At 60.0% G+C, this 19,182-nt stretch carries 21 protein-coding genes; 5 read left to right on the top strand and 16 right to left on the bottom strand.

Features of this window, described 5'->3' with window-relative positions; genetic code table 11:
- Positions 1-33 precede the first annotated feature (33 nt).
- Together pdeM and RSK20926_RS02025 are read left to right on the top strand one after the other, a co-directional pair.
- Positions 34-687, top strand: coding sequence for a ligase-associated DNA damage response endonuclease PdeM (pdeM, locus tag RSK20926_RS02030; protein WP_008204080.1), 654 nt, complete (start codon positions 34-36; stop codon positions 685-687).
- Between the two features lie 88 nt (positions 688-775).
- Positions 776-1,183 carry a PaaI family thioesterase gene (locus tag RSK20926_RS02025; protein WP_008204079.1) on the top strand — a complete coding sequence of 136 codons (408 nt, stop codon included), beginning with the start codon at positions 776-778 and terminating at the stop codon, positions 1,181-1,183.
- Between the two features lie 20 nt (positions 1,184-1,203).
- On the opposite strand, the gene RSK20926_RS02020 is transcribed toward RSK20926_RS02025, so the two are convergent.
- A complete protein-coding gene (locus RSK20926_RS02020; RefSeq protein ID WP_008204078.1) occupies positions 1,204-1,986 on the bottom strand; it encodes a LytTR family DNA-binding domain-containing protein in 783 nt (260 codons plus the stop codon).
- 115 nt (positions 1,987-2,101) lie between these two features.
- Here RSK20926_RS02020 and RSK20926_RS02015 point away from each other — a divergent pair, with 115 nt between their 5' ends.
- Positions 2,102-2,500, top strand: coding sequence for a DUF2306 domain-containing protein (locus RSK20926_RS02015; RefSeq protein ID WP_008204077.1), 399 nt, complete (start codon positions 2,102-2,104; stop codon positions 2,498-2,500).
- Between the two features lie 12 nt (positions 2,501-2,512).
- Positions 2,513-3,013: a hypothetical protein gene (locus RSK20926_RS02010; RefSeq protein ID WP_008204076.1), complete on the top strand. Its 501-nt coding sequence runs from the start codon at positions 2,513-2,515 to the stop codon at positions 3,011-3,013.
- A 149-nt stretch (positions 3,014-3,162) separates the two neighbouring features.
- Here the strand turns inward: RSK20926_RS02010 and folD are convergent, their stop codons facing one another.
- The 4 genes from folD to RSK20926_RS01990 form a co-directional block, all read right to left on the bottom strand.
- On the bottom strand, positions 3,163-4,053 hold the full coding sequence (folD, locus tag RSK20926_RS02005; protein WP_008204075.1) for a bifunctional methylenetetrahydrofolate dehydrogenase/methenyltetrahydrofolate cyclohydrolase FolD: 891 nt from the start codon (positions 4,051-4,053) through the stop codon (positions 3,163-3,165).
- 42 nt (positions 4,054-4,095) lie between these two features.
- On the bottom strand, positions 4,096-4,401 hold the full coding sequence (locus RSK20926_RS02000; protein ID WP_008204074.1) for a chorismate mutase: 306 nt from the start codon (positions 4,399-4,401) through the stop codon (positions 4,096-4,098).
- A 162-nt stretch (positions 4,402-4,563) separates the two neighbouring features.
- Positions 4,564-6,240, bottom strand: a complete 1,677-nt coding sequence (locus RSK20926_RS01995) for a formate--tetrahydrofolate ligase (protein WP_008204073.1) — start codon at positions 6,238-6,240, stop codon at positions 4,564-4,566.
- Positions 6,241-6,427: 187 nt separating this feature from the next.
- Positions 6,428-7,003, bottom strand: a complete 576-nt coding sequence (locus RSK20926_RS01990) for an MOSC domain-containing protein (RefSeq protein ID WP_037253300.1) — start codon at positions 7,001-7,003, stop codon at positions 6,428-6,430.
- Between the two features lie 193 nt (positions 7,004-7,196).
- Here RSK20926_RS01990 and RSK20926_RS01985 point away from each other — a divergent pair, with 193 nt between their 5' ends.
- Positions 7,197-8,414: an MFS transporter gene (locus tag RSK20926_RS01985; RefSeq protein ID WP_008204071.1), complete on the top strand. Its 1,218-nt coding sequence runs from the start codon at positions 7,197-7,199 to the stop codon at positions 8,412-8,414.
- Positions 8,415-8,571: 157 nt separating this feature from the next.
- On the opposite strand, the gene ftsH is transcribed toward RSK20926_RS01985, so the two are convergent.
- From ftsH to RSK20926_RS01930, 11 genes are all read right to left on the bottom strand, one after another.
- The gene (gene ftsH / locus RSK20926_RS01980; RefSeq protein ID WP_008204070.1) at positions 8,572-10,491 is read right to left on the bottom strand and encodes an ATP-dependent zinc metalloprotease FtsH; all 1,920 of its coding nucleotides are present in this window, start codon (positions 10,489-10,491) and stop codon (positions 8,572-8,574) included.
- Between the two features lie 75 nt (positions 10,492-10,566).
- Positions 10,567-11,823 carry a tRNA lysidine(34) synthetase TilS gene (tilS, locus tag RSK20926_RS01975; protein ID WP_008204069.1) on the bottom strand — a complete coding sequence of 419 codons (1,257 nt, stop codon included), beginning with the start codon at positions 11,821-11,823 and terminating at the stop codon, positions 10,567-10,569.
- On the bottom strand, positions 11,820-12,644 hold the full coding sequence (ybgF, locus tag RSK20926_RS01970; RefSeq protein ID WP_037253297.1) for a tol-pal system protein YbgF: 825 nt from the start codon (positions 12,642-12,644) through the stop codon (positions 11,820-11,822). The genes tilS and ybgF overlap by 4 nt, the downstream gene beginning before the upstream one ends.
- A gap of 4 nt (positions 12,645-12,648) precedes the next feature.
- Positions 12,649-13,146 carry a peptidoglycan-associated lipoprotein Pal gene (pal, locus tag RSK20926_RS01965; protein WP_037253522.1) on the bottom strand — a complete coding sequence of 166 codons (498 nt, stop codon included), beginning with the start codon at positions 13,144-13,146 and terminating at the stop codon, positions 12,649-12,651.
- A 119-nt stretch (positions 13,147-13,265) separates the two neighbouring features.
- Entirely contained in the window at positions 13,266-14,603 is a 1,338-nt protein-coding gene (tolB, locus tag RSK20926_RS01960) for a Tol-Pal system beta propeller repeat protein TolB (protein WP_008204066.1), read from the bottom strand.
- Positions 14,604-14,733: 130 nt separating this feature from the next.
- On the bottom strand, positions 14,734-15,879 hold the full coding sequence (locus RSK20926_RS01955) for a hypothetical protein (protein WP_008204065.1): 1,146 nt from the start codon (positions 15,877-15,879) through the stop codon (positions 14,734-14,736).
- A gap of 15 nt (positions 15,880-15,894) precedes the next feature.
- Complete coding sequence (tolR, locus tag RSK20926_RS01950; protein ID WP_008204064.1) at positions 15,895-16,386, bottom strand: protein TolR; 492 nt, start codon at positions 16,384-16,386, stop codon at positions 15,895-15,897.
- A gap of 3 nt (positions 16,387-16,389) precedes the next feature.
- Positions 16,390-17,085, bottom strand: coding sequence for a protein TolQ (tolQ, locus tag RSK20926_RS01945; RefSeq protein WP_008204063.1), 696 nt, complete (start codon positions 17,083-17,085; stop codon positions 16,390-16,392).
- A 149-nt stretch (positions 17,086-17,234) separates the two neighbouring features.
- Positions 17,235-17,624 carry a tol-pal system-associated acyl-CoA thioesterase gene (ybgC, locus tag RSK20926_RS01940; RefSeq protein WP_037253293.1) on the bottom strand — a complete coding sequence of 130 codons (390 nt, stop codon included), beginning with the start codon at positions 17,622-17,624 and terminating at the stop codon, positions 17,235-17,237.
- Positions 17,625-17,718: 94 nt separating this feature from the next.
- Positions 17,719-18,321: an RNA 2',3'-cyclic phosphodiesterase gene (gene thpR / locus RSK20926_RS01935; RefSeq protein ID WP_008204061.1), complete on the bottom strand. Its 603-nt coding sequence runs from the start codon at positions 18,319-18,321 to the stop codon at positions 17,719-17,721.
- A complete protein-coding gene (locus RSK20926_RS01930) occupies positions 18,287-18,922 on the bottom strand; it encodes a hypothetical protein (RefSeq protein WP_037253290.1) in 636 nt (211 codons plus the stop codon). Before RSK20926_RS01930 ends, thpR begins: the two co-directional genes overlap by 35 nt.
- Positions 18,923-19,182: the final 260 nt, after the last annotated feature.

The raw sequence follows: 19,182 nt of genomic DNA, 5'->3' as shown, positions 1-19,182 counted from the left end.
TGCACTTGTCGCCAGTTCCGGCAAAGACAGGGCATGTCAGGATTTGAGTTCACTTTTGCAGGCGCGCAGCTTACCGCGCTAGGCTCCGCGGCACTCTGGTGGGATGCAGAGGGCTGTCTTTGTGTCTCTGATCTGCATTTGGGCAAGGCAGAGCGTCAGGCCCGGCGTGGCGGCACTGCGCTTCCCCCTTATGAAACCCGCGATACCCTGGATCGCCTGCAGCAGTTGATAGCGCAGTTCTCACCCCAATGCGTGATCTGCTTGGGTGATAGTTTTGACGATGATGCAGCCGCCCTGGCGCTGACACAGCAAGATAAGGACCATCTGGATCACCTCACCCGTGGCAGACGCTGGATCTGGGTCGAGGGCAATCATGATCCCTGCCCAACCCCATTTGGGGGCGAACATCTTGCTGAATTTGCGCTTGGGCCTCTGACATTCCGCCATATCGCCAATCCTGCGGCGGAGGCTGAGATCTCGGGGCATTATCATCCCAAAGCGCGGTTGCGGGGCACATCCAGGCCCGCTTTCCTGTTGGATAAGAGGCGATTGATCCTGCCCGCCTTTGGCACCTTTACCGGGGGTTTGCGCAGCAGTGATCCCGCACTCAGCGGGTTGATGCAGCCAGGCGCGCTGGCGATCCTGACGGGCAAGCAGCCTATGCCCATCCCAATGCCACGTCGATAGTGGTAATAAGCAGGTCGCAGCGTTCCGGCTGCCGCATCTTGGTTTTTCCCTTAGATAGAGAGCCAAGAAAATCAGGAGAGGTCAGCCAATGGAATTGCGCATCCGCAAGAGTTTCGCAGGTCAAAGCATGATGCAAACCCTGGGCGCAGAGCTGAAGGAGGTTGGTGCAGGTCATGTGGTTATCACGGCTCCGATCTTACCCGGCAGCCGCCAGCAACATGGGGTCGCCCATGCGGCCCTGACATTTGCCATTGGTGACAGCGCGGCCGGCTACGCTGCCCTGACGCTCTTGCCAGAGGATCAGGAGGTGATGACTGCCGAGATCAAGATCAACCTGCTCGCACCCGGCGCTGGGGACTACCTGCGCGCGACAGGCAAGGTGATCAAACCGGGGCGTCGCCTGGTGGTGGTCAGCGCCGAGGTTCACGCCGTGACGGGCTCTGATGAAAAGCTGATCGCGATTTTGCAAGGCACCATGGTTCCTGTCAGCGCCTAAACCAGAGGCCCGCAACGGGATCAGGTAATCAGCCCGGCCTCCTGTGCCGCTGGACGGTAGCTGCGGCTCACCGGTATCTCGCTGCCATCCTGCGTGACCAGGAAGTCGCGTCCCTTTTGGCGCAGATGCCGAGTGACGCCCGCAGGTGCAACCCAATGGGAGCGGTGCACACGCAGCCCCGCGCCCTGCAGTTCTGCTTCGGCGTCCGCCATGCGCATCAGCAGGGTCTCACTGCCTTTGGCCGTCACCACCAGTAGGTAGTGATCCTGCGCCTCCAAACGGACCAGCGCGGCGCGTTTCTCCAGTGGCAAACGTCTGAGGAAGTTTTCTTGCGGATCAACCTCGCTCTGCGCTTGGCCTGCTTCTTCCGGCAGCGCCTGCCCTGATGGCGGATCTGTTTGCGGGCCAGGCTGCAAAAAGTAATTTCGCAGGACAAAAACTGCGATCTCTACCAGCAGCACGACGGACAGGGTCACTGCCAGCAGGAAGCCAAAGTCATTCCAGCCGCCCCAGCCGGGAAAGATCCATAGGTTCATGCCATGGGCCAGTGATGCGAGCAAAACTCCATAGGGAAGTTGCGCTAGCAAGCGCCACCCCTCTGGTCGGCCACGCAAAAGATGCTGCTGTAGCAGCGTGAGCAGTATCGAAACCCCGGATATGAAGCCCCAATAGGCGCAGCGCATTGGCAGGCCCATATCTTCAAAGGTCCCAAAGGGCCCGGTCGCAGCCGCAAAACCGGTGATCAGCAGCCACAGAAAGACGAGCTTTGGCGCCCCCATCCTTTGACGCATCGTGAATGACATCTGTCCAGACTTCCCTGCAACTCGCGAATTTCAAAGGGCATTGGCGCAAAGGTCTTTGCCTCGTTGACGCGAACCCTGCCACGTCTGGGCCAGGATATTCAACCAAGGACATGGAATGACTCTCACGCCCCTTCTTTCGGCCCCGCTCGCCATCCAACTACACGCCTTTGCTGCCTTTACGCTAATCCCCCTGACGATCGCCCAGTTCGCGCTGCCGCGGGGCACCGGGCTGCATCGTTGGATGGGGTGGAGCTGGGTCTTGCTGATGGGTTTGGTCGCAGTCAGCAGTTTTTGGATCCAGGAAATCAAGCTCATCGGCAATTTCAGCCCGGTCCATCTGTTGTCTCTCTTCACCCTTGGCGCCCTGGCGGCAGCAATTGTTGCGGCACGACACAGACGCATCATTGCCCATCGCCGGGCGATGACCTGGCTCACCTATGGCGCTCTGATGGGGGCCGGGGCCTTCACCCTCCTGCCCGGCCGGCTGATGCATGCCGTTCTCTTTGGCCTTTAAAGGAATTCAACCATGGAAATTATCGTTGGAATTTTCACCAGCGCACCGGTTTGGATCTGGCCTCTGCTCTTGCTGCTGGTGCTTCTGGGGCTTCACGCCAGCAGGACACGGGAGATGCTGATCCTGCCCTATTTTGCCATGCCCCTCATTGCCTTGACCAATGTGCCCACCCTCCTGGCGCAAAGCCAGCCAGAGCGCGCCTTTCTCGCCTGGGGACTGGCCTATGCCTGTGGGGCTATTGTCGGCTTTGCCCTGCAGGGGCGCTGGACCCTCTGGCGCCGGGGATTGCGGGCCAAGGTTACGGGCGAATGGCTGAGCCTCACGGTGATGATGCTGTTGTTCTGGGCGAACTTTGCCAATGGCCTGCTGGACGCCCTCGCGCCCGAGGTCACTGCGCAGGCGGCCTATGGCATCGGTTTTCCCGCGTTGCTGGGACTGGCCTCCGGCACCTTTCTGGGTCGGCCGCTGCGGATTGTTTTGTGGGCAGGACAAACCCGCGCATCCACACAGTAGTAAACACCCGGCCGCAGGGCGGGCAGCCCCCGACCGCCCCCATGGGCGGGGGCTTCCCCCCCACCCGCGATCGGTGCCTTCCCTCGTCGCAAAAACAAAAGGGCCCCCAAAGGGAGCCCTTTCCAGTCCTCGCAGACATAGATCTGAAATCAGGCGGTCAGGCCTTCCGGCTCTGCCAGGCCATTAGCGCGGCAGCAGGCGGTGACAGTGTTGGCCAGCAGGCAAGCAATGGTCATCGGGCCAACGCCACCGGGAACCGGTGTGATGGCGCCGGCGCGCTCAGCGGCAGAGGCGAAATCGACGTCACCCACCAGCTTGTTCTTGCCGTCACGCTCGATCCGGTTGATGCCCACGTCAATGACGGTGGCGCCTTCCTTGATCCAGTCGCCTGGCACCATTTCAGGGCGGCCCACGGCGGCAACAACGATGTCGGCACGACGGACCACTTCGGGCAGATCCTTGGTGCGGCTATGCGCGATGGTCACGGTGCAGCTATCCCCTAAGAGCAGCTGCGCCATTGGCTTGCCCACGATGTTGGAACGACCGATGACAACCGCATCCATGCCCGACAGGGACCCGTGGTAGTCGCGCAGCATCATCAGGCAGCCCAGCGGGGTGCAGGGAACCATGGATTTCTGACCAGTGCCCAAGAGGCCCACGTTGGAGATGTGGAAACCGTCCACGTCCTTTTCAGGCGCGATGGAGTTGATGATCAGGTCTTCGTTCAGATGACCCGGCAGCGGCAGCTGCACCAGGATACCATGCACGGTGGGATCATTGTTCAGCTTGTCGACAACAGCCAGCAAATCCGCTTCGGAGGTGTCGGCGTCCAGCTTGTGCTCAAAGGAGTTCATGCCGACTTCGACGGTCTGTTTGCCCTTGGAGCGCACATAAACCTGAGAGGCAGGATCTTCACCCACCAGCACCACGGCGAGGCCGGGGGTGATGTCATGTTCTTCCTTCAGGCGGGCCACATGGCCAGCCACTTTTTCGCGGACAGTGGCGGCGAATGCTTTGCCGTCGATGATATTTGCTGCCATTTCACTCTTCCTTTTGCCGCAGCCCCGAAATGCGGGTCTGCCTTATGTCTCGTGAATCACGCGCGCTTCGCGCATGATCGACCATTCCACCAGCTGGCGCCACAGCCCTTCGATCAAATCGGGGTCCAGGCCAGCTTGGCCCGCCTTGGCGCGGGCATTTGCGATGACCTCTTCGACGCGTGCAGGAATCCGGGCCGGCCAGCCATTCTGGCTCTTGAGTTCGATGGCGCGGTCAATATAGCCCGCGCGCTTCGTCAGCAGCTCCACCAGCATCTCGTCCAGTTCGTCGATCTGGCGGCGCAGCTCCGGCATGTCGGAACAGTCCTGCGGAGGGATCAGTTTGGTCATCAGTCAGAGCCTCGGCTATTGCTGCATAGGGCTGTTCGAGGCTCTAACCCTTTTTCACTGGGGGTGCAAATTCGCCAAATAGCCGCGTTCGGCAATTTGACCTGCGCCCAAAACTCTTGCGGCCCGAGAAAATCCCGGGCCGCTGAGTTCGCTTGCAATGTCTTAGAACAGACCTTCGATCTGGCCATCGTCATTGAGGCAGATGCTTTCCGCTGCAGGTTTGCGGGGCAGACCTGGCATGGTCATGATCTCACCGCAGACTGCGACGATAAAGCCAGCACCGGCAGAGAGGCGAACCTCACGCACTGGAACTGAGTGACCGGTTGGCGCGCCGCGCAGGGACGGATCGGTGGAGAACGAGTACTGGGTTTTCGCCATGCAGACCGGCAGGTTACCGTAGCCCGCTGCTTCCCATTCTTTCAGCTGGTTGCGGATCTTGTTGTCCGCCAGCACCTCGTCAGCGCGGTAGATGCGCTTGGCGATGGTTTCGATCTTCTCGAAGAGCGGCATGTCGTCGGGATAGATCGGTGCGAAGTTGGCGGTGCCACCTTCAACGATCTCGACAACTTTTTCCGCCAGCGGCGCGGAACCTTCGGAGCCCAACTCCCAGTGACGGGACAGAACCGCCTCAACACCGTGCTCCGCACAGTAGTCTTTCACGGCCTGAACTTCTGCGTCGGTGTCGGTGACGAAGTGGTTGATACCCACAACAACCGGCACGCCGAAGGATTTGACGTTCTCGATGTGACGGCCGAGGTTTGCACAGCCATTGACAACCGCGTCGACGTTTTCGCCGCCGAGGTCAGCCTTGGCAACGCCGCCGTTCATCTTCATCGCGCGCACGGTCGCAACCAGGACAACCGCGGAAGGTGCGATGCCTGCCTTGCGGCACTTGATGTTCATGAACTTCTCAGCACCGAGGTCCGCACCAAAGCCCGCTTCGGTGACAACATAGTCAGCCAGTTTCAGCGCGGTTTTGGTTGCGATCACGGAGTTACAGCCGTGTGCGATGTTGGCGAAGGGCCCGCCGTGCACGAACGCTGGGTTGTTTTCCAGGGTCTGTACCAGGTTTGGCTGCATCGCGTCTTTCAGCAGAACGGTCATTGCGCCTTCTGCCTTGATGTCGCGGCAGTAGACCGGGGTCTTGTCACGGCGGTAAGCAACGATGATGTCGCCCAGGCGCTTTTCCAGGTCTTTCAGGTCGTTTGCCAGGCAGAGGATCGCCATAACTTCGGAAGCCACGGTGATGTCAAAGCCTGCTTCACGTGGGAAGCCGTTGGACACGCCACCCAGAGAGGCGGTGATGGTGCGCAAGGCACGGTCGTTCATGTCGACCACACGACGCCATGCAACGCGGCGCACGTCGATGTCGCACTCGTTGCCCCAGTAGATGTGGTTGTCGATCATGGCCGACAGCAGCGAGTGGGCAGAGGTGATGGCGTGGAAGTCGCCGGTGAAGTGGAGGTTCATTTCCTCCATCGGCACAACCTGTGCGTAGCCGCCACCTGCAGCGCCACCCTTCATACCGAAGTTCGGGCCGAGGGAGGCTTCGCGGATGCAGATCATCGCGTTTTTGCCGATGCGGTTCAGGCCGTCGCCCAGACCCACGGTGGTGGTGGTCTTGCCTTCGCCCGCCGGGGTCGGGTTGATCGCGGTGACGAGGATCAGCTTGCCGTCCTCTTTGCCCTGCACGGAGTTGATGAACTCCTGGCTCACCTTGGCCTTGTCGTGGCCATAGGGCAGCAGGTCGTCGTTCGACATGCCGATCTTTGCACCGATCTCCTGGATCGGGAGCTTATTCGCCTCACGGGCGATCTCGATATCACTCTTGTAGCTCATGGCCTGGTTCCTGAATGTGAAAATCCTATACCGACGCCGAGACGCCGATTCCGGCTCAGATTTAGCCAGAATGCGTCAAAAAGCGCGCGTGATTTCCGACATTATCCGGCCGTGAAGCGGCGTCGCCCCAAAGATTGGGATACGAATGTCCACAATATGAAATTCGTGCCCTGCAAGCGCGCCGGAATCAGGGCGCCCAGGCGCGCTGGTCCGGAATGAACAGCTTCAGCTTATCACCGATGCGCAGGGCACCGGGGCGCTCGACCCAGGCGGTCACACCGCGCCGGTTTCTGGCTGCCGGTTTGAACTTGGGGCCAAAACCGGCATGTGATTTCTCGATTTCCTTGCCCGGGAAGATGCAGGGACGGTTCTCCATATCAATGGTGAGCACCGTCCCATCCGGTGCCTGCAGACGGGAAGAAGGCGGCACAAAGGTGAAGTCGGGAATACCCTTCAGCACCAGATTGGCGCCAAGGTCCGCTGGATTGACAGCCTCCAGCCCCATATCGGCAGCGATCAGTTCCAGCTCTTCGGCACTCAGAATGCTCAGCTGGCGCACATTGCGGATTTCGGTGCCCTTGGGATAGAGATTACTGACCCGAACACAGGAGGCACGGTTCTCCCCCGCGTGGCGCACCCCGGTGAGACCGTGGAAGCCTAGTTCCAGCTGATCGGTCATCTCCGAAGCCAATCCGCCGCCTGCCGCCGTGGCTCCGGCCCAGATGATTTCCCCAACAAACTCTGTTTCCAGCAATACCGGCATTTTCGCGCTCCTGTCTCTCCTGGGCCCCACGCCCATCGGATCTGTTGCCGCGAACCATAGAGAGTACCACTCCAATGAAAAGCCCGGAAAGCGCAGCAATCTCCTGAGTGACGCTGCATCAGGCACTGGCAGGCCATTGACCGCCACATCATGACCGGGCAGGTATTCACCACCTTTTGAGAGGAGCGCGGCCATGGCCTCACCGCTTTTAGTTCGAAACCGGAACTACCGGCTGCTGTTCACCGCAGGTGCCCTGACCAATCTTGGCGATGGCATGATTGTCCTGGCCCTGCCCTGGCTGGCCTCATTGATGACTCGCGACCCGACGGCCATTGCCGCAGTTGCAGCAGCCACCCGCCTTCCCTGGCTGTTCTTTTCTGTTCCCGCAGGTGTGTTTATTGACGGGAGCGACCGGCGCAGCCTGATCGCGAAGGCTGATCTGCTGCGCGCTGGCATCGTTGCAGGCATCCTCTTGCTCGCCCTGGGCACACCCGCTGAGGGCAGTGTCTGGATCCTTGCCGGACTGGCCTTTCTGCTGGGATCTGCCGAGGTGCTACGCGACAATGCTGCCCAGACTATCCTTCCCTCAATTGTTGGGGAGCAGGATCTGGAGCGCGCCAATGGGCAGATGTGGAGCGCGGAGCAGCTGACCGGCCAGTTCATCGGCCCGCCTTTGGCCGGGGTGCTGATAGCAGCCGGGATCGGGCTGCCCTTCGGGCTGGATATTGCTGCGCTCATCCTGGCGGCTGGCTGCGTCTACCTTATCCGAATGCAACCTCCGCGCCCTTCAGGACTGCGCTTCAAAGAAGCGCTGCTGGCGGGGATGCGCTTCATGCGGGAAGATCCCAAGCTCCTGCGGCTGGCGATCGTTCTGGGGATCGCGAATTTTCTGGCCACCGCGACAATCACCGTACAGATCCTCTTTGCTCAGGATGTTCTGGGGCTGGGGGCTGCGGAATACGGCGCAATCCTCTCGATTGAGGCCCTGGGCGCTATCACCGGTAGCCTCGCCGCCCCCTATGCCATCCGCTGGATCGGCCTGAACCGTTGTCTGTATCTGGGAATTGCGGTCTGGGGCATCGGCTATGGCATTGTTGGCTTCAGCAGCAGCGCTGTGGTTATGGCCGCAGCCCTGTTTGCGGTCCTCGCCGCCGCCATGCTGTGGAATGTCATCACCGTCTCCTGGCGCCAGCGGCGCATCCCCTCGGAACTGCTGGGCCGGGTGAACAGCATCTACCGCTTCTTTGGCTGGGGTTCGATGCCGCTAGGCGCCATGGCCGGTGGCTTTGTCGTCTCCGCTCTGGAAGAACCAATGGGCCGGGACCTCGCCCTACGTGCGCCCTTCCTGATGGCCGCCTTCTGTTGCGCTGTTTTGTTGATCTATGCCTTGGCACGGCTGCGGTTGGACTGAGCGTCACAGCGCTGCAAGACCGCATCCCAAGTTCCTGCCCTCGCAACGGCCCGGACGGATGCATCCTGACTGCAGAACCCGGAGACGGAACTGGCGCAAAACAAAACCCCGGCCGCTGTCTAAGGGCCGGGGTTTCATATTCTTGTAGGAGGTCAGATCAGGAAGTGGGTTCCGGTTCCATGTCACCCGCTTCATCGCCCGAGCTTTTCTTGGGCTTGGCCTTGGGGATCGCTGTGACAGAGGCCGTTCCGGTGCCCTCGTCATCCGCGTCGTCGCCGCTTTCGCTGGGCGGCTCGCCATTCATGACGCGTTTGATCTCTTCGCCGGTGAGGGTCTCATATTCCAAGAGCCCCTGTGCCAGACGCTCCCATTCCTCATTCTTGTCCTTGAGGATCTGCAAAGCACGGTCATAGCCTTCCTGGATGAAGCGCTTAACTTCGTCTTCGATCAGCTCTTTGGTATTGGCCGAGACCGAGAAGCCTGCGGTATTCCCGGAGTAGCCTTCGTGGGCTTCGGCATAGTCGATATTGCCGACTTTGTCCGACATCCCCCAACGCAGCACCATGGCGCGCGCCAGCTGGCTGGCCTGCTGGATGTCACCAGCAGGGCCGTTCGAGACATGGTCTTCGCCGTATTTGATGACCTCAGCCGCTTTGCCCGCCATGGTCATCGCCAGCTTTTCCTGACACTCATCGCGGTGGTAGTTCAACCGGTCCATCTCTGGCAGCGAGACAACCATACCCAGGGCGCCGCCACGGGGAATGATCGTAGCCTTATAGACTGGGTCACACAGCGGTAGGGCCAAGCCGACAACGGCATGGCCGGCTTCATGATAGGCGGTTTTTTCTTTTTGATCCTGGGTCAGCACCATCGAGCGGCGCTCTGCCCCCATCATCACCTTATCCTTGGCAGATTCGAAATCTTCCATGGTAACAAAACGGCGACCAACACGGGCGGCCATCAGGGCGGCCTCATTGACCAGATTGGCCAGATCCGCACCAGAGAAACCCGGTGTACCACGCGCGATGATGCGCAGGTCCACGTCTGGGCCCAGCGGGGTTTTGCGGGCATGCACGCCCAGGATCTTTTCGCGGCCTTTGATATCAGGGTTGCCGACAGTCACGTTGCGGTCGAAACGGCCAGGACGCAGAAGTGCGGGGTCTAGCACGTCCTTACGGTTGGTGGCGGCCAGGATGATGACGCCTTCATTGGCTTCAAAACCGTCCATCTCAACCAAGAGCTGGTTCAGGGTCTGCTCGCGCTCATCATTGCCGCCGCCATAACCGGCACCACGGTGACGGCCCACAGCGTCGATTTCATCGATGAAAACGATGCAAGGCGCGTTTTTCTTCGCCTGTTCGAACATGTCACGCACGCGGCTTGCACCAACACCCACGAACATTTCAACAAAGTCAGAGCCCGAGATGGTGAAGAAGGGTACGCCGGCCTCGCCTGCAATGGCACGGGCCAAGAGCGTCTTACCAGTACCCGGAGGGCCCACCAGCAGCGCGCCTTTGGGGATCTTGCCGCCGAGACGGGAGAATTTCTGCGGGTTGCGCAGGAACTCGACGATCTCTTCCAGCTCCTCCTTGGCTTCGTCAATGCCTGCAACATCGTCAAAGGTGACACGGCCGTGCTTTTCGGTCAGCATCTTGGCCTTGGATTTGCCAAAGCCCATGGCGCCACCTTTGCCACCGCCCTGCATCCGGTTCATGAAATAGATCCAGACACCGATCAGCAAGAGGAAGGGCAGAAGCGTGATCAGGAAGGACTGGAAGCCAGACTGCTGCTGCTTTTCGGCCCGAACCGGAATGTTATGTTCGATCAGAAGAGTTGTGACTTCTGCATCGGCCGGCTTGATCGTGACGTGGTTTTGATCATCGGTCGTCCTAAAACGAACCTGCTCACCATCCAGCGTGACGGCAGCGACCTTGCCATCTTCAACTGCAGTGACAAAATCCGAAAAAGTGCGTTCGTTGCTCTGCATCGTGCTGCCAGATCCGCTGAACAGATTGAACAGCGCCAAGACCAGCAGGAAAAGCACAACCCAGAATGCAATGTTACGTGCGTTGCCCAAGGCAAATCTCCCAATATCCGGCTGCCCTCCCAGGACAGCCCCGTTGCGCTTAAAATAAGGAACATTCAGTCAGGTTCAATGCGATAAAAGCGATGCAAAGAACTCTTCTTCGCTATTTACCAATTCTGCGGTGGTTCCCTTGGCATATCCTGCCAGTGGTGCGGCGATCAATTTTCCGCCCTGCCAGAGCGCAGGCGTGACCTCCAGAACCGGGCCAGGCAGGTTTTGCGAACGCCATTCGGGGCACTGTTTCATGCCTTCCGCCCCGAGCGGGCGCAATTCACTTTGGCCGAATTCTCCGGCAAAGACTCGCCAGCGCCCGTCCCAGATCCCCCCCGAAGGGGCGCTACTGTGTTCCACGGCTGCAAATTCTCTGCACACCCAAACGCCGCATTTCCGGCTCATGATTCGACAGCCCGAAAGCGTGGCAGAGCCGCCACGTCTGGCCTGCTCGGCGGCTTCAATCATTGGCAGTCGCCGCGCAGGATAAGGGTTTCCGGAAATCCACTGGATTGCTTGCTGCAACAACCGATGCGCGATCTCATCCGGTAGGGTCCGGAACTTGCGCAGGTCAAACACCATTGCCCCAGCTTCAAATCGTGCAATGTCGCGCGCTGCCAGAAAAACATGCCAATCCAGGGCCTTGCGCGCCTTACTCATATTCTGTGCAACAGTTGCAAGCGCTGGAACGGTGATCCCAAGCTCTGCCAGATTCTCTAGCGCTTTACGAAAACGCACCCGCTCAAATCTGCTGTCGTCATTACTTGGGTCATCTATCCAATCGTGCCCCTCGTCACGCAGATAGCTGCGCAGGGCTTCGCGACGCACCTCCAGCAAAGGCCGCAAAAGGGTGACACCATTCAGAGTACGGCGTTGCGGGATACCAGCCAGACCATTGACTCCCCCAGCGCGGCTCAACCGCATCAAGACGGTCTCTGCCTGGTCATCAGCTGTATGCCCAAGGGTCAGGATCGGAATGCCATTCCTGCGGGCCCAGTTGGTCAAAAGGGAATAGCGGGCATGGCGGGCCTGCTCTTGCAGGTTCCCGGTTTCCTCTGGGCCATCCTCCCAGATCAAAACCTCGTGACGCAGCCCAAGCCCGCGTGCGACTTCGGCAGTCCATTTGGCTTCTTCGGCGGACTCCTTGCGCAGCCCGTGATCCACAGTTGCGGCCAGGATCTCTACCGGTTCACCGTCAAAACAGGATTTGAGCAGATGGAGCAGCGCAAGGGAATCACCGCCGCCGGATACCGCAACCCCGACCCGAGGCGGTGGCGAAGCCCCGAATTGCGACCTCAGCAGTGCCGCAATATCGCTGCCAGCCCTGGTCAAGAGCAGCCGAGTGCAGCCATCTCCACAGCGGCCTGGGCAACGATGCTCTGGCCAGGAAAGCGCACTTCCACTTCTGACAGGGTAATGCAGGCCTGTTCTACCTGCCCCAAACGTCCCAGAGCCGCGCCAAGCTCGAATAGAGCATTCGGCGCAACCTCTCCGGTGGCATTTCCCGTGAAGGCCGCAAGATAGGCCCTTGCGGCTTCGCGTGTATCTCCCAGCCCGTCCAGCGCCTTGCCGCGTTTGAAATCCGCAGCAGGTGTCAAAGGACTACCGGGGTAGGACTGCGCAAAGAGCGCAAATTTATCGATGGCAACCTGATGATCGCCCGCATCCAATGCGGCTGCGGCGGTGTCAAAATCTGCCTGTTCGCCGATTGCAAGTTCGGTCCCGCCGCCCGGCTGAACTTCAGGACCGGTTTCTACCTGCGTGCTCTGATCTTCACCGCCTAATGTGGTGGTTTCACCCAGGGCGGCAATATCTCCGCCTTCCAGCTCAACCAGACGGAATTCCAGATCTCCAATCCGATTGGTGCCATCACTGACGATGCGATTGATGCGATATTGCAACTGTTCAGTCTGCGCAGTCAGGCTCTGCAATGCACGCTCAATCGCGCCGACCCGATCGAGAACAGAACCACCAGCGGTTACCCCGGAACTGGCGCCTCCGGTGGTGGAGAGCTCTCGCTTCAGACGCTGAATATCCACATGCAGAACCGTCAGCTCCTGACGAATATCCGCCAGTGTCTCTTGATCCTGCGCCGCCAGGGGCAGAGGCACCATCAGGGCCGTAGAAAGGAAAAGGGCTCGCATCAGACGCATTGGCTTATCCCGTCAATCCACCTGCGAGCACGGTCACTGCACGGCGGTTCTTGGCATAGCAGCTTTCGGCAGAGCAGATTTCCAGCGGGCGTTCCTTGCCGAAGCTGACAACCTGGATACGCGTACCAGCAATCCCCTGGCCGATCAGGAAATCCCGTGCCTCATTTGCACGACGCGCGCCCAGTGCAAGGTTATACTCGCGGGTGCCCTGCTCATCAGCGTGCCCCTGAATGGTCACCACATAGTCAGGATTGGCGGTCAACCAGCGGGCCTGCCCCTGAAGGATCGTGGTCGCTTCTGCCGAGAGCGTCGACTGATCAACCGGGAAAAGCACGCGATCCCCAACCTCCTGCTGGAAATAGGCCGGGCTGGCCGGATCCAGATTGGATCCTCCCGGGCTTGTGCCGGTTCCACTTCCGCCTGCATTGTCCCAGACAGCGTTGCTACAGGCCGACAGGCCCAGCACGACTGCCAGCAAGGTGGCCTTTTTCAAACCGCTCATCACTATGCCCATTCCGCCCATTCCTTTTCCCGTCTTTTGCTCAATTTAACACAGGCCGGGCAGCTAAACCATTCATGACTTCCCGCCCTTGTTTTTTCTGCGCCAATCTGCTTACGCCGCTATTTCTGTAGTGGCGACCAGGCCGGATCCGAGGCCCCATCCGGGGTTCTGACAGGCTTTAGGTTCCGCCCCAGAATATCCACGGAGTAGAGCAAGGCCCGCCCATTGGCGCCCTGGGTTTCACGCGTAAACATGATGACCCGCCCGTTTGGGGACCAGCTGGGCCCCTCATCCAGGAAAGAGGCCGTCAGCAGGCGCTCTTCGCTGCCATCGGTGCGCATGACCCCGATATGAAAGCGCCCCTTGCTTTGCTTGGTAAAGGCGATCAGATCCCCACGTGGCGACCAGACCGGGGTTCCATAGCGCCCCTTGCCAAAGCTGATACGTCGGGCTTCGCCGCCACTTGCGGGCATCACGTAAAGCTGCTGACTGCCCGAACGGTCACTTTCAAAGACGATCTGACTGCCATCTGGCGAAAAGGAGGGTGCGGTCTCGATCGAGGGTGCACTGGTCAGCCGTTTGCGACTGCCATTTGCGATATCCATGGTGAATAGATCGGTGTTGCCGCCTGCCGTCTGCGAATAAACCACCGTGCGGCCATCCGGTGCAAAGCGCGGTGCGAATGTCATGATCCCCTGATCCGCAGAGAGGACACGGCGCTGCACCCGCCCCACATCCAACACATGAATCTGAGGAAACCCGCTTTCATAGCTGGTGTAGAGCACCCGATCCCCGGTGGGAGAGAAGCGCGGTGCCAGCACCAGGGCAGAACTATCGGTCAGATACTGCACATTGGCGCCGTCGTAATCCATAATCGCCAAACGTTTGCGGCGGTCGTTCTTTGGTCCCGTCTCAGAGACATAGACCACGCGACTGTCGAAATAGCCGCTCTCGCCGGTGATCCTGCTGTAAATCGCATCTGCCACCTTATGCGCCATACGGCGCCAACCCTCTTTGGTGCCGTTGAATTGCAGGCCCGAGCCTAGCTCTTTCTCGGCAAAGACGTCATAGCCGCGAAACCGCACCGTGAGCTGATTTCCCTGAGCGGAGACAGATCCGGTGATCAGCGCCTGAGCATTTACCGCTTTCCAATCCGCAAAGCGCACCGGTGCATTGAAATCGCTCACTTTGGAAATATGCGCGGATGCAGGAACTTCTCGGAACAGGCCTGTCCCACTCAGATCGCTGGCGACCACGCGGGTGATTTCCCGCGCCAGTTCAGCGGCAGCAGCGTTATCGGCAATGAAACTCGGCGCGGCATAGGGCAGAGGTTCTATCACACCATCGGTGATTTCAATGCGCAATGGACCAGACTGGGCCTGGGCAGAGGCGGCGGCAAACAGCCCCGCAAGTACAAGCATCAGGCCTGCGGCAAGAGATGTTGAACTGGATCTCATATGCTCCGCGTCCTTTTCTGAATAAGCTTCAAAGTCATTAACATGGGTTTTGCTATCCGGGTCAGGGGAAGTTCCGGCTCTTTCGACGCAGGATCGAAACCGGCGCGCCTTTGGAAAATAGAGCCATGTCTCATTTGATCCGCATCTTTTCTGGATTGAAGGTCATCACAACTTCGCGCCATTGGCTGTATTTCTCGGCTGGGAGCTGAAAACCGCGCGCGCCACAGCGAATGATTGCGCGGCGCGCGGCCTCATAGGCTTGTTTGGCCGCCGAGTTCGAGCCACCGGTGCTGGAGATCATCCTTATGGAGCCCGGATCAGGCTTGCCGTCCTGGCTAAGGGTGACCGAAACCTCGACCGTGGTTCGCAGCGCGTCTGACGAGAGCGAGCCGACATTCCAGCACTTTGAGACCGCAACGCGCAGAGCGTCTTTCTCACCCGAGGTGAGCGGCGGGCCAGAGGGCTCGGGCGCCTCTACTTCGCCGCCGCCCGCGATGGCTGCAGCCAGCGCATCTTCGATTGCACTTGCCTGATCCTGGGCCTCGCTTTCGGCATCATCCAGGGGCTCGGCAACCTCGGTCGGTTGCTCTGGGGCCTGTGGGCGGCGCGGCCTGACCTGTGGCCGCAAAGAGGTGCTCGGCGCCGAGACGACAGGGGCAGGTTCCAGCTCCGCCTCCTCATCTTCATTCGCCTCGGTGACAATTCGATCACTGGCCGCTTCCTCGGCGGTTTCTTCCTGCGCCTCCTGTTCCGCCTCAGCGCCGACATCCGTAGAGACCTCGGGCTGAACGATATCATCAATTGCCACTTCAGGCTCTGGCGCTGCAACCGGTTCTGGTGCCACCCGTTCGGCTGGGCGCAGCTGTTCCGGTTCCGGCAGCGCCGCAATGATACTGCTGCTTTCAGGCGCATCCAGGATCTCAGGGGGCTGCGGGGCAACCTCTGGCGCGGGATCCGGCGTCGGGACGGTCTCCGGCGGGACTTCCACAGCAGGCGTCTGCACCGTCTCAGGCTGGGAAGTTTCCACTTGGGTTTCGGCGGTTGTGTTTAGCTGCGGAACTTCTACGGGCTGTTCTGGTTCGCTTAGTGCTGCTGGCTCTGGCGCAATTACCGGGGCTGCGGGGCGCTGGCTCAGCCGTTCGAAATCAGCCGCTGAAATCACCGAAACCTCTTGCACCTGCACGGCTTCGGGCGCAGCAGAGAACCAGCCGCCAAAGACGGCCCAGCCCATCAGCACCCCATGTCCTGCCAGAGAGATTTTGGTTCCGGTCTGCACCGAGAGATCCCTCGCCTATTGGCCAGCTACAGCGGGCGTGCCCGCGTCCAGCGCTGATCCACCGATATCGGTCACCAGCCCCACATTTTCAAAGCCACCCGCATTGAGTGCGCCCATGACCTGCATCACATCATGATAGGAAATGGCCCCATCCGCACGCAGATAGACCCGGCCAGAGTCCCGCTCTGCCGCGATGGCGCGCAGCTTACCCACCAGGTCTTCGCGCGCCACGGCAGTGGTCTGGATCTGGATCTCCCCGCTTGCCAACATGGTCACAGTCAGAGGCTCTTCCTGCTCACCGGGCAAGGCTCCGGCGGCGGTTTTGGGCAGGTCAACCGGAACACCTACGGTCAAGAGAGGGGCGGCCACCATAAAGATGATCAGCAGCACCAGCATGACATCCACAAAGGGGGTCACATTGATTTCTGCCATCGGCTTGGAGCGCCCGCGCCGTCGCCCACGACGTCTTGGGCCACCTCCCTGCGGCTGCTGTACAGCGGCACCCATCGCTCAGGAATCCAATTGACGGCTAAGAATGGTGGCGAACTCATCGGCAAAGGCCTCGTAGCCGCCCAGGATCCGATCGCTGTCCGCACTCAGCTTGTTATAGAAAATCACCGCCGGGATCGCTGCCAGCAAGCCAAGCCCCGTCGCCAACAGGGCCTCTGCAATGCCCGGTGCCACAACAGCCAGGTTGGTGTTTTGTTGCTCGGCAATCTCGATAAAGGCGTTCATGATCCCCCAGACCGTGCCAAAGAGGCCAATAAAGGGGGCGGTGGAGCCCACGGTCGCCAGGATCGAAAGGCCACTTTGCAGATCTTCGGTTTCCTTGGCGATGGCCACATCCATGGAGCGATCAATCCTTGCCTGGGCACCGGGGATCAAGCCGCCGTCGCTGCGGTGGCTGCGCCGCCATTCCGCCATTCCAGCCGCAAAGATACGTGCCGCGCGCCCCGAAGGTTCCGGCCCGAGGTGATCAAACAGCCCATCCAGAGGTTCCCCCGACCAGAAGGCCTGGTCAAACTCTGCCGCCTCGCTGCGAGCCAGGCGATAATTGATCAGCTTCTGGAAAATGATGCCCCAGGACCAGATCGACGCTACGATCAGCATTAGCATCACCAGTTTGACCGTAAGGGTTGCCCGCGCAAAAAGGCCCCACATGGAGAAATCAATCTCCTGCGCCAGCGCCAGAGTTTCTGCTTCCATTTGCCTGCTCTATTCTATGCTGGTGATCCCAGCGCCTCATGAGTTTCCGGGTTGCTCTGCCCCGAGATGGCCTGTTTTGCGGCCTTATTTGGCCTCAAGCTATCGCAGATCATGCGCAAAAGCCAATGAAACAAGAGTGAGAGGCGTGATTATTGCAGCAATGCGCGAATCTCTGCCGGAAGCCTTTGCGGGCGGCCGGACTCTGCCTGGATACAGGCGACATTGACCTTGGCGCGAAACAGCACTTCGCCATCGCGGGAAACTTCCTGCCCCATGACCAGGCGCGCCGGCGAAACCTTTAGCACTTCGGTTTCCACCAGGAGAACATCATCGAATTTGGCAGGTTGAATGTAATCCGCCTCAACCCGCTGCACCACCCAGATCAACCCCTCGTCGCGCATGGCGTTTTGATCATTGCCAAGGTTGCGCACCCAGTCGCTGCGGGCACGTTCGATAAAGCGTAGGTAATTGGCGTAATACACAACGCCGCCCATGTCCGTATCTTCGTAATAGACCCTCAAAGGGAACTGATGCGCCATGGCTGGGAACCTCCTGTTCACTGCGGCGGCACCCTAGGCGCTGGCCTCGGCATCAGCAAGGGAGCTTAGCGGTTCTGCCGTAGGGTTCTGCTTTTCATGGGTTTTCCTGAGGCTCTGACTGAAACGGGTAATGCGCAAGTTCCTCATAGAGGGCACCATCCGAGGTCAACCGCGATTGGTACAGTGCAAAACCGCTGTAAGGAAAGGCATTTGGGCGATAGCCGCCCTCCGCCTGCAAGAAAGAGGCAATCTCCATCGCGTCCCCGCGCCGCAGCGGACGGGCGAAACGCGCCAGGGTGATGTGTGGGCGAAATCTCTCTCGCGGGAGATCCATATCACAGAGCCGCAGCCTTCCCCGGATCGCCTTGTGGAGCGCCGTTAGCTCTGGATTGGATGCGAGTTTCGCCCAAAGTACGCGCGGCGCTTTGCTTCCAGGCGCTTCCAATCCTTCGATCTGCAGAGAAAACGGCGCCGAGGAGAGCTTTTGGAGTTCTACGTGAAGTCGCTCCAGGTCCGCCTCGCTTTGCTCCCCTAGAAAAGCAAGGGTCACGTGATAGTTTTCGGCAGGCACCAGGCGCCCCGCCCGCAGGGTCAGGGCCAGATCCTCTAGGTCGTCGCGCAGGGCCTCTGGCAGAGGCAGCGCCAGAAAGACCCGCACAGGTTCAGCCCTGCAGCCGCGCAAAGAGCCGCAGCGCATGGCTGGCGTCATCCGCACTGGGTGGCATCATCCGGTCATAGGCGGCCGCGATGATACCCGCCACCTCGGGCTTGAGGATGGTCGCACCGGTCTCGGGCAATACGGCCAGGGGGGAGGTTTCAGCAAAGGCCTGATCCCCCCAGAGCAGGATCATCTGCGCCGCCTGGCTGAGCGCCAGGGTTTCCGCCGGCAGCTCTGCCATGGCGCCCTCCATCCGCAGGAAGACAAATCCTGCCTGGATGGCGCCAGTATCATCAAAGCGGAAGGCGCGATACTGGCTCGCATCCGCAGCTTTGAGGCGGGCAACCAGGGCTGTGAGGCCCGGGATCAACCGGTCCAGATCCGGAACCTCCAGCAGTTCCCCCCAATCGCGGAAGAAGAAGAACATCAGGTTCGAGCCCAATTCCGGATCGGTTTCCGCCATCTGGTGACCTGAGAGGGTGACAACCGCTTCGATTGCCCCCTTGATGACTTTCAGGGTCTCATCCTCGACGCCAAAGACGATAGGTGCAATCGGGCGCCCCCAGCGGGCAAAGCCATAGGACCCGTCGTGACGGGTGAAATAGGCCTGGATCTGTTCAGGTGTCAGGTTCAGGGACATATCCGCCCTCCTTGGCGCGCGCATCATGTTTTTCGGCTTCTATGCCTTGATGCGCTCGAAACGGCAAGCTCGCTGAAGCTGGGAAGGGGGGCGCTCCCGCAGCCCGGTTGCCCTGCCTCTGGCAGGTCCCCTTGGGGCCTTGGGCCCGGCGCCGCTGACGCGGCGCGGTTGCACCCTATAGCAAGCGCTCTGATATGCCCCCACCGCAGCGCGCCAAAGGCGCGCTGCCCTGCCCAACGGGAGGCTGCATTTTCAAAAAA

This window comes from Roseobacter sp. SK209-2-6, assembly GCF_000169455.1.
Classification (GTDB): domain Bacteria; phylum Pseudomonadota; class Alphaproteobacteria; order Rhodobacterales; family Rhodobacteraceae; genus Pseudophaeobacter.
Note: the sequence above shows the minus strand (reverse complement) of the source record. Positions and strands in the feature narration are given on the sequence as shown.

Bases quoted from the DNA above. Each gene is read 5' to 3' on its own strand.
- tolR (WP_008204064.1), bottom strand. From the start codon at position 16,386: ATGGGTGCCGCTGTACAGCAGCCGCAGGGAGGTGGCCCAAGACGTCGT.
- ybgF (WP_037253297.1), bottom strand. From the start codon at position 12,644: ATGCGTCTGATGCGAGCCCTTTTCCTTTCTACGGCCCTGATGGTGCCT.
- RSK20926_RS02010 (WP_008204076.1), top strand. From the start codon at position 2,513: ATGGAAATTATCGTTGGAATTTTCACCAGCGCACCGGTTTGGATCTGG.
- ybgC (WP_037253293.1), bottom strand. From the start codon at position 17,624: ATGGCGCATCAGTTCCCTTTGAGGGTCTATTACGAAGATACGGACATG.
- folD (WP_008204075.1), bottom strand. From the start codon at position 4,053: ATGGCAGCAAATATCATCGACGGCAAAGCATTCGCCGCCACTGTCCGC.
- RSK20926_RS01985 (WP_008204071.1), top strand. From the start codon at position 7,197: ATGGCCTCACCGCTTTTAGTTCGAAACCGGAACTACCGGCTGCTGTTC.
- RSK20926_RS01990 (WP_037253300.1), bottom strand. From the start codon at position 7,003: ATGCCGGTATTGCTGGAAACAGAGTTTGTTGGGGAAATCATCTGGGCC.
- RSK20926_RS01930 (WP_037253290.1), bottom strand. From the start codon at position 18,922: ATGTCCCTGAACCTGACACCTGAACAGATCCAGGCCTATTTCACCCGT.
- tolQ (WP_008204063.1), bottom strand. From the start codon at position 17,085: ATGGAAGCAGAAACTCTGGCGCTGGCGCAGGAGATTGATTTCTCCATG.
- pal (WP_037253522.1), bottom strand. From the start codon at position 13,146: ATGAGCGGTTTGAAAAAGGCCACCTTGCTGGCAGTCGTGCTGGGCCTG.
- RSK20926_RS02025 (WP_008204079.1), top strand. From the start codon at position 776: ATGGAATTGCGCATCCGCAAGAGTTTCGCAGGTCAAAGCATGATGCAA.
- RSK20926_RS01995 (WP_008204073.1), bottom strand. From the start codon at position 6,240: ATGAGCTACAAGAGTGATATCGAGATCGCCCGTGAGGCGAATAAGCTC.
- RSK20926_RS02015 (WP_008204077.1), top strand. From the start codon at position 2,102: ATGACTCTCACGCCCCTTCTTTCGGCCCCGCTCGCCATCCAACTACAC.
- tolB (WP_008204066.1), bottom strand. From the start codon at position 14,603: ATGAGATCCAGTTCAACATCTCTTGCCGCAGGCCTGATGCTTGTACTT.
- thpR (WP_008204061.1), bottom strand. From the start codon at position 18,321: ATGCGCTGCGGCTCTTTGCGCGGCTGCAGGGCTGAACCTGTGCGGGTC.
- RSK20926_RS02000 (WP_008204074.1), bottom strand. From the start codon at position 4,401: ATGACCAAACTGATCCCTCCGCAGGACTGTTCCGACATGCCGGAGCTG.
- RSK20926_RS02020 (WP_008204078.1), bottom strand. From the start codon at position 1,986: ATGTCATTCACGATGCGTCAAAGGATGGGGGCGCCAAAGCTCGTCTTT.
- pdeM (WP_008204080.1), top strand. From the start codon at position 34: ATGTCAGGATTTGAGTTCACTTTTGCAGGCGCGCAGCTTACCGCGCTA.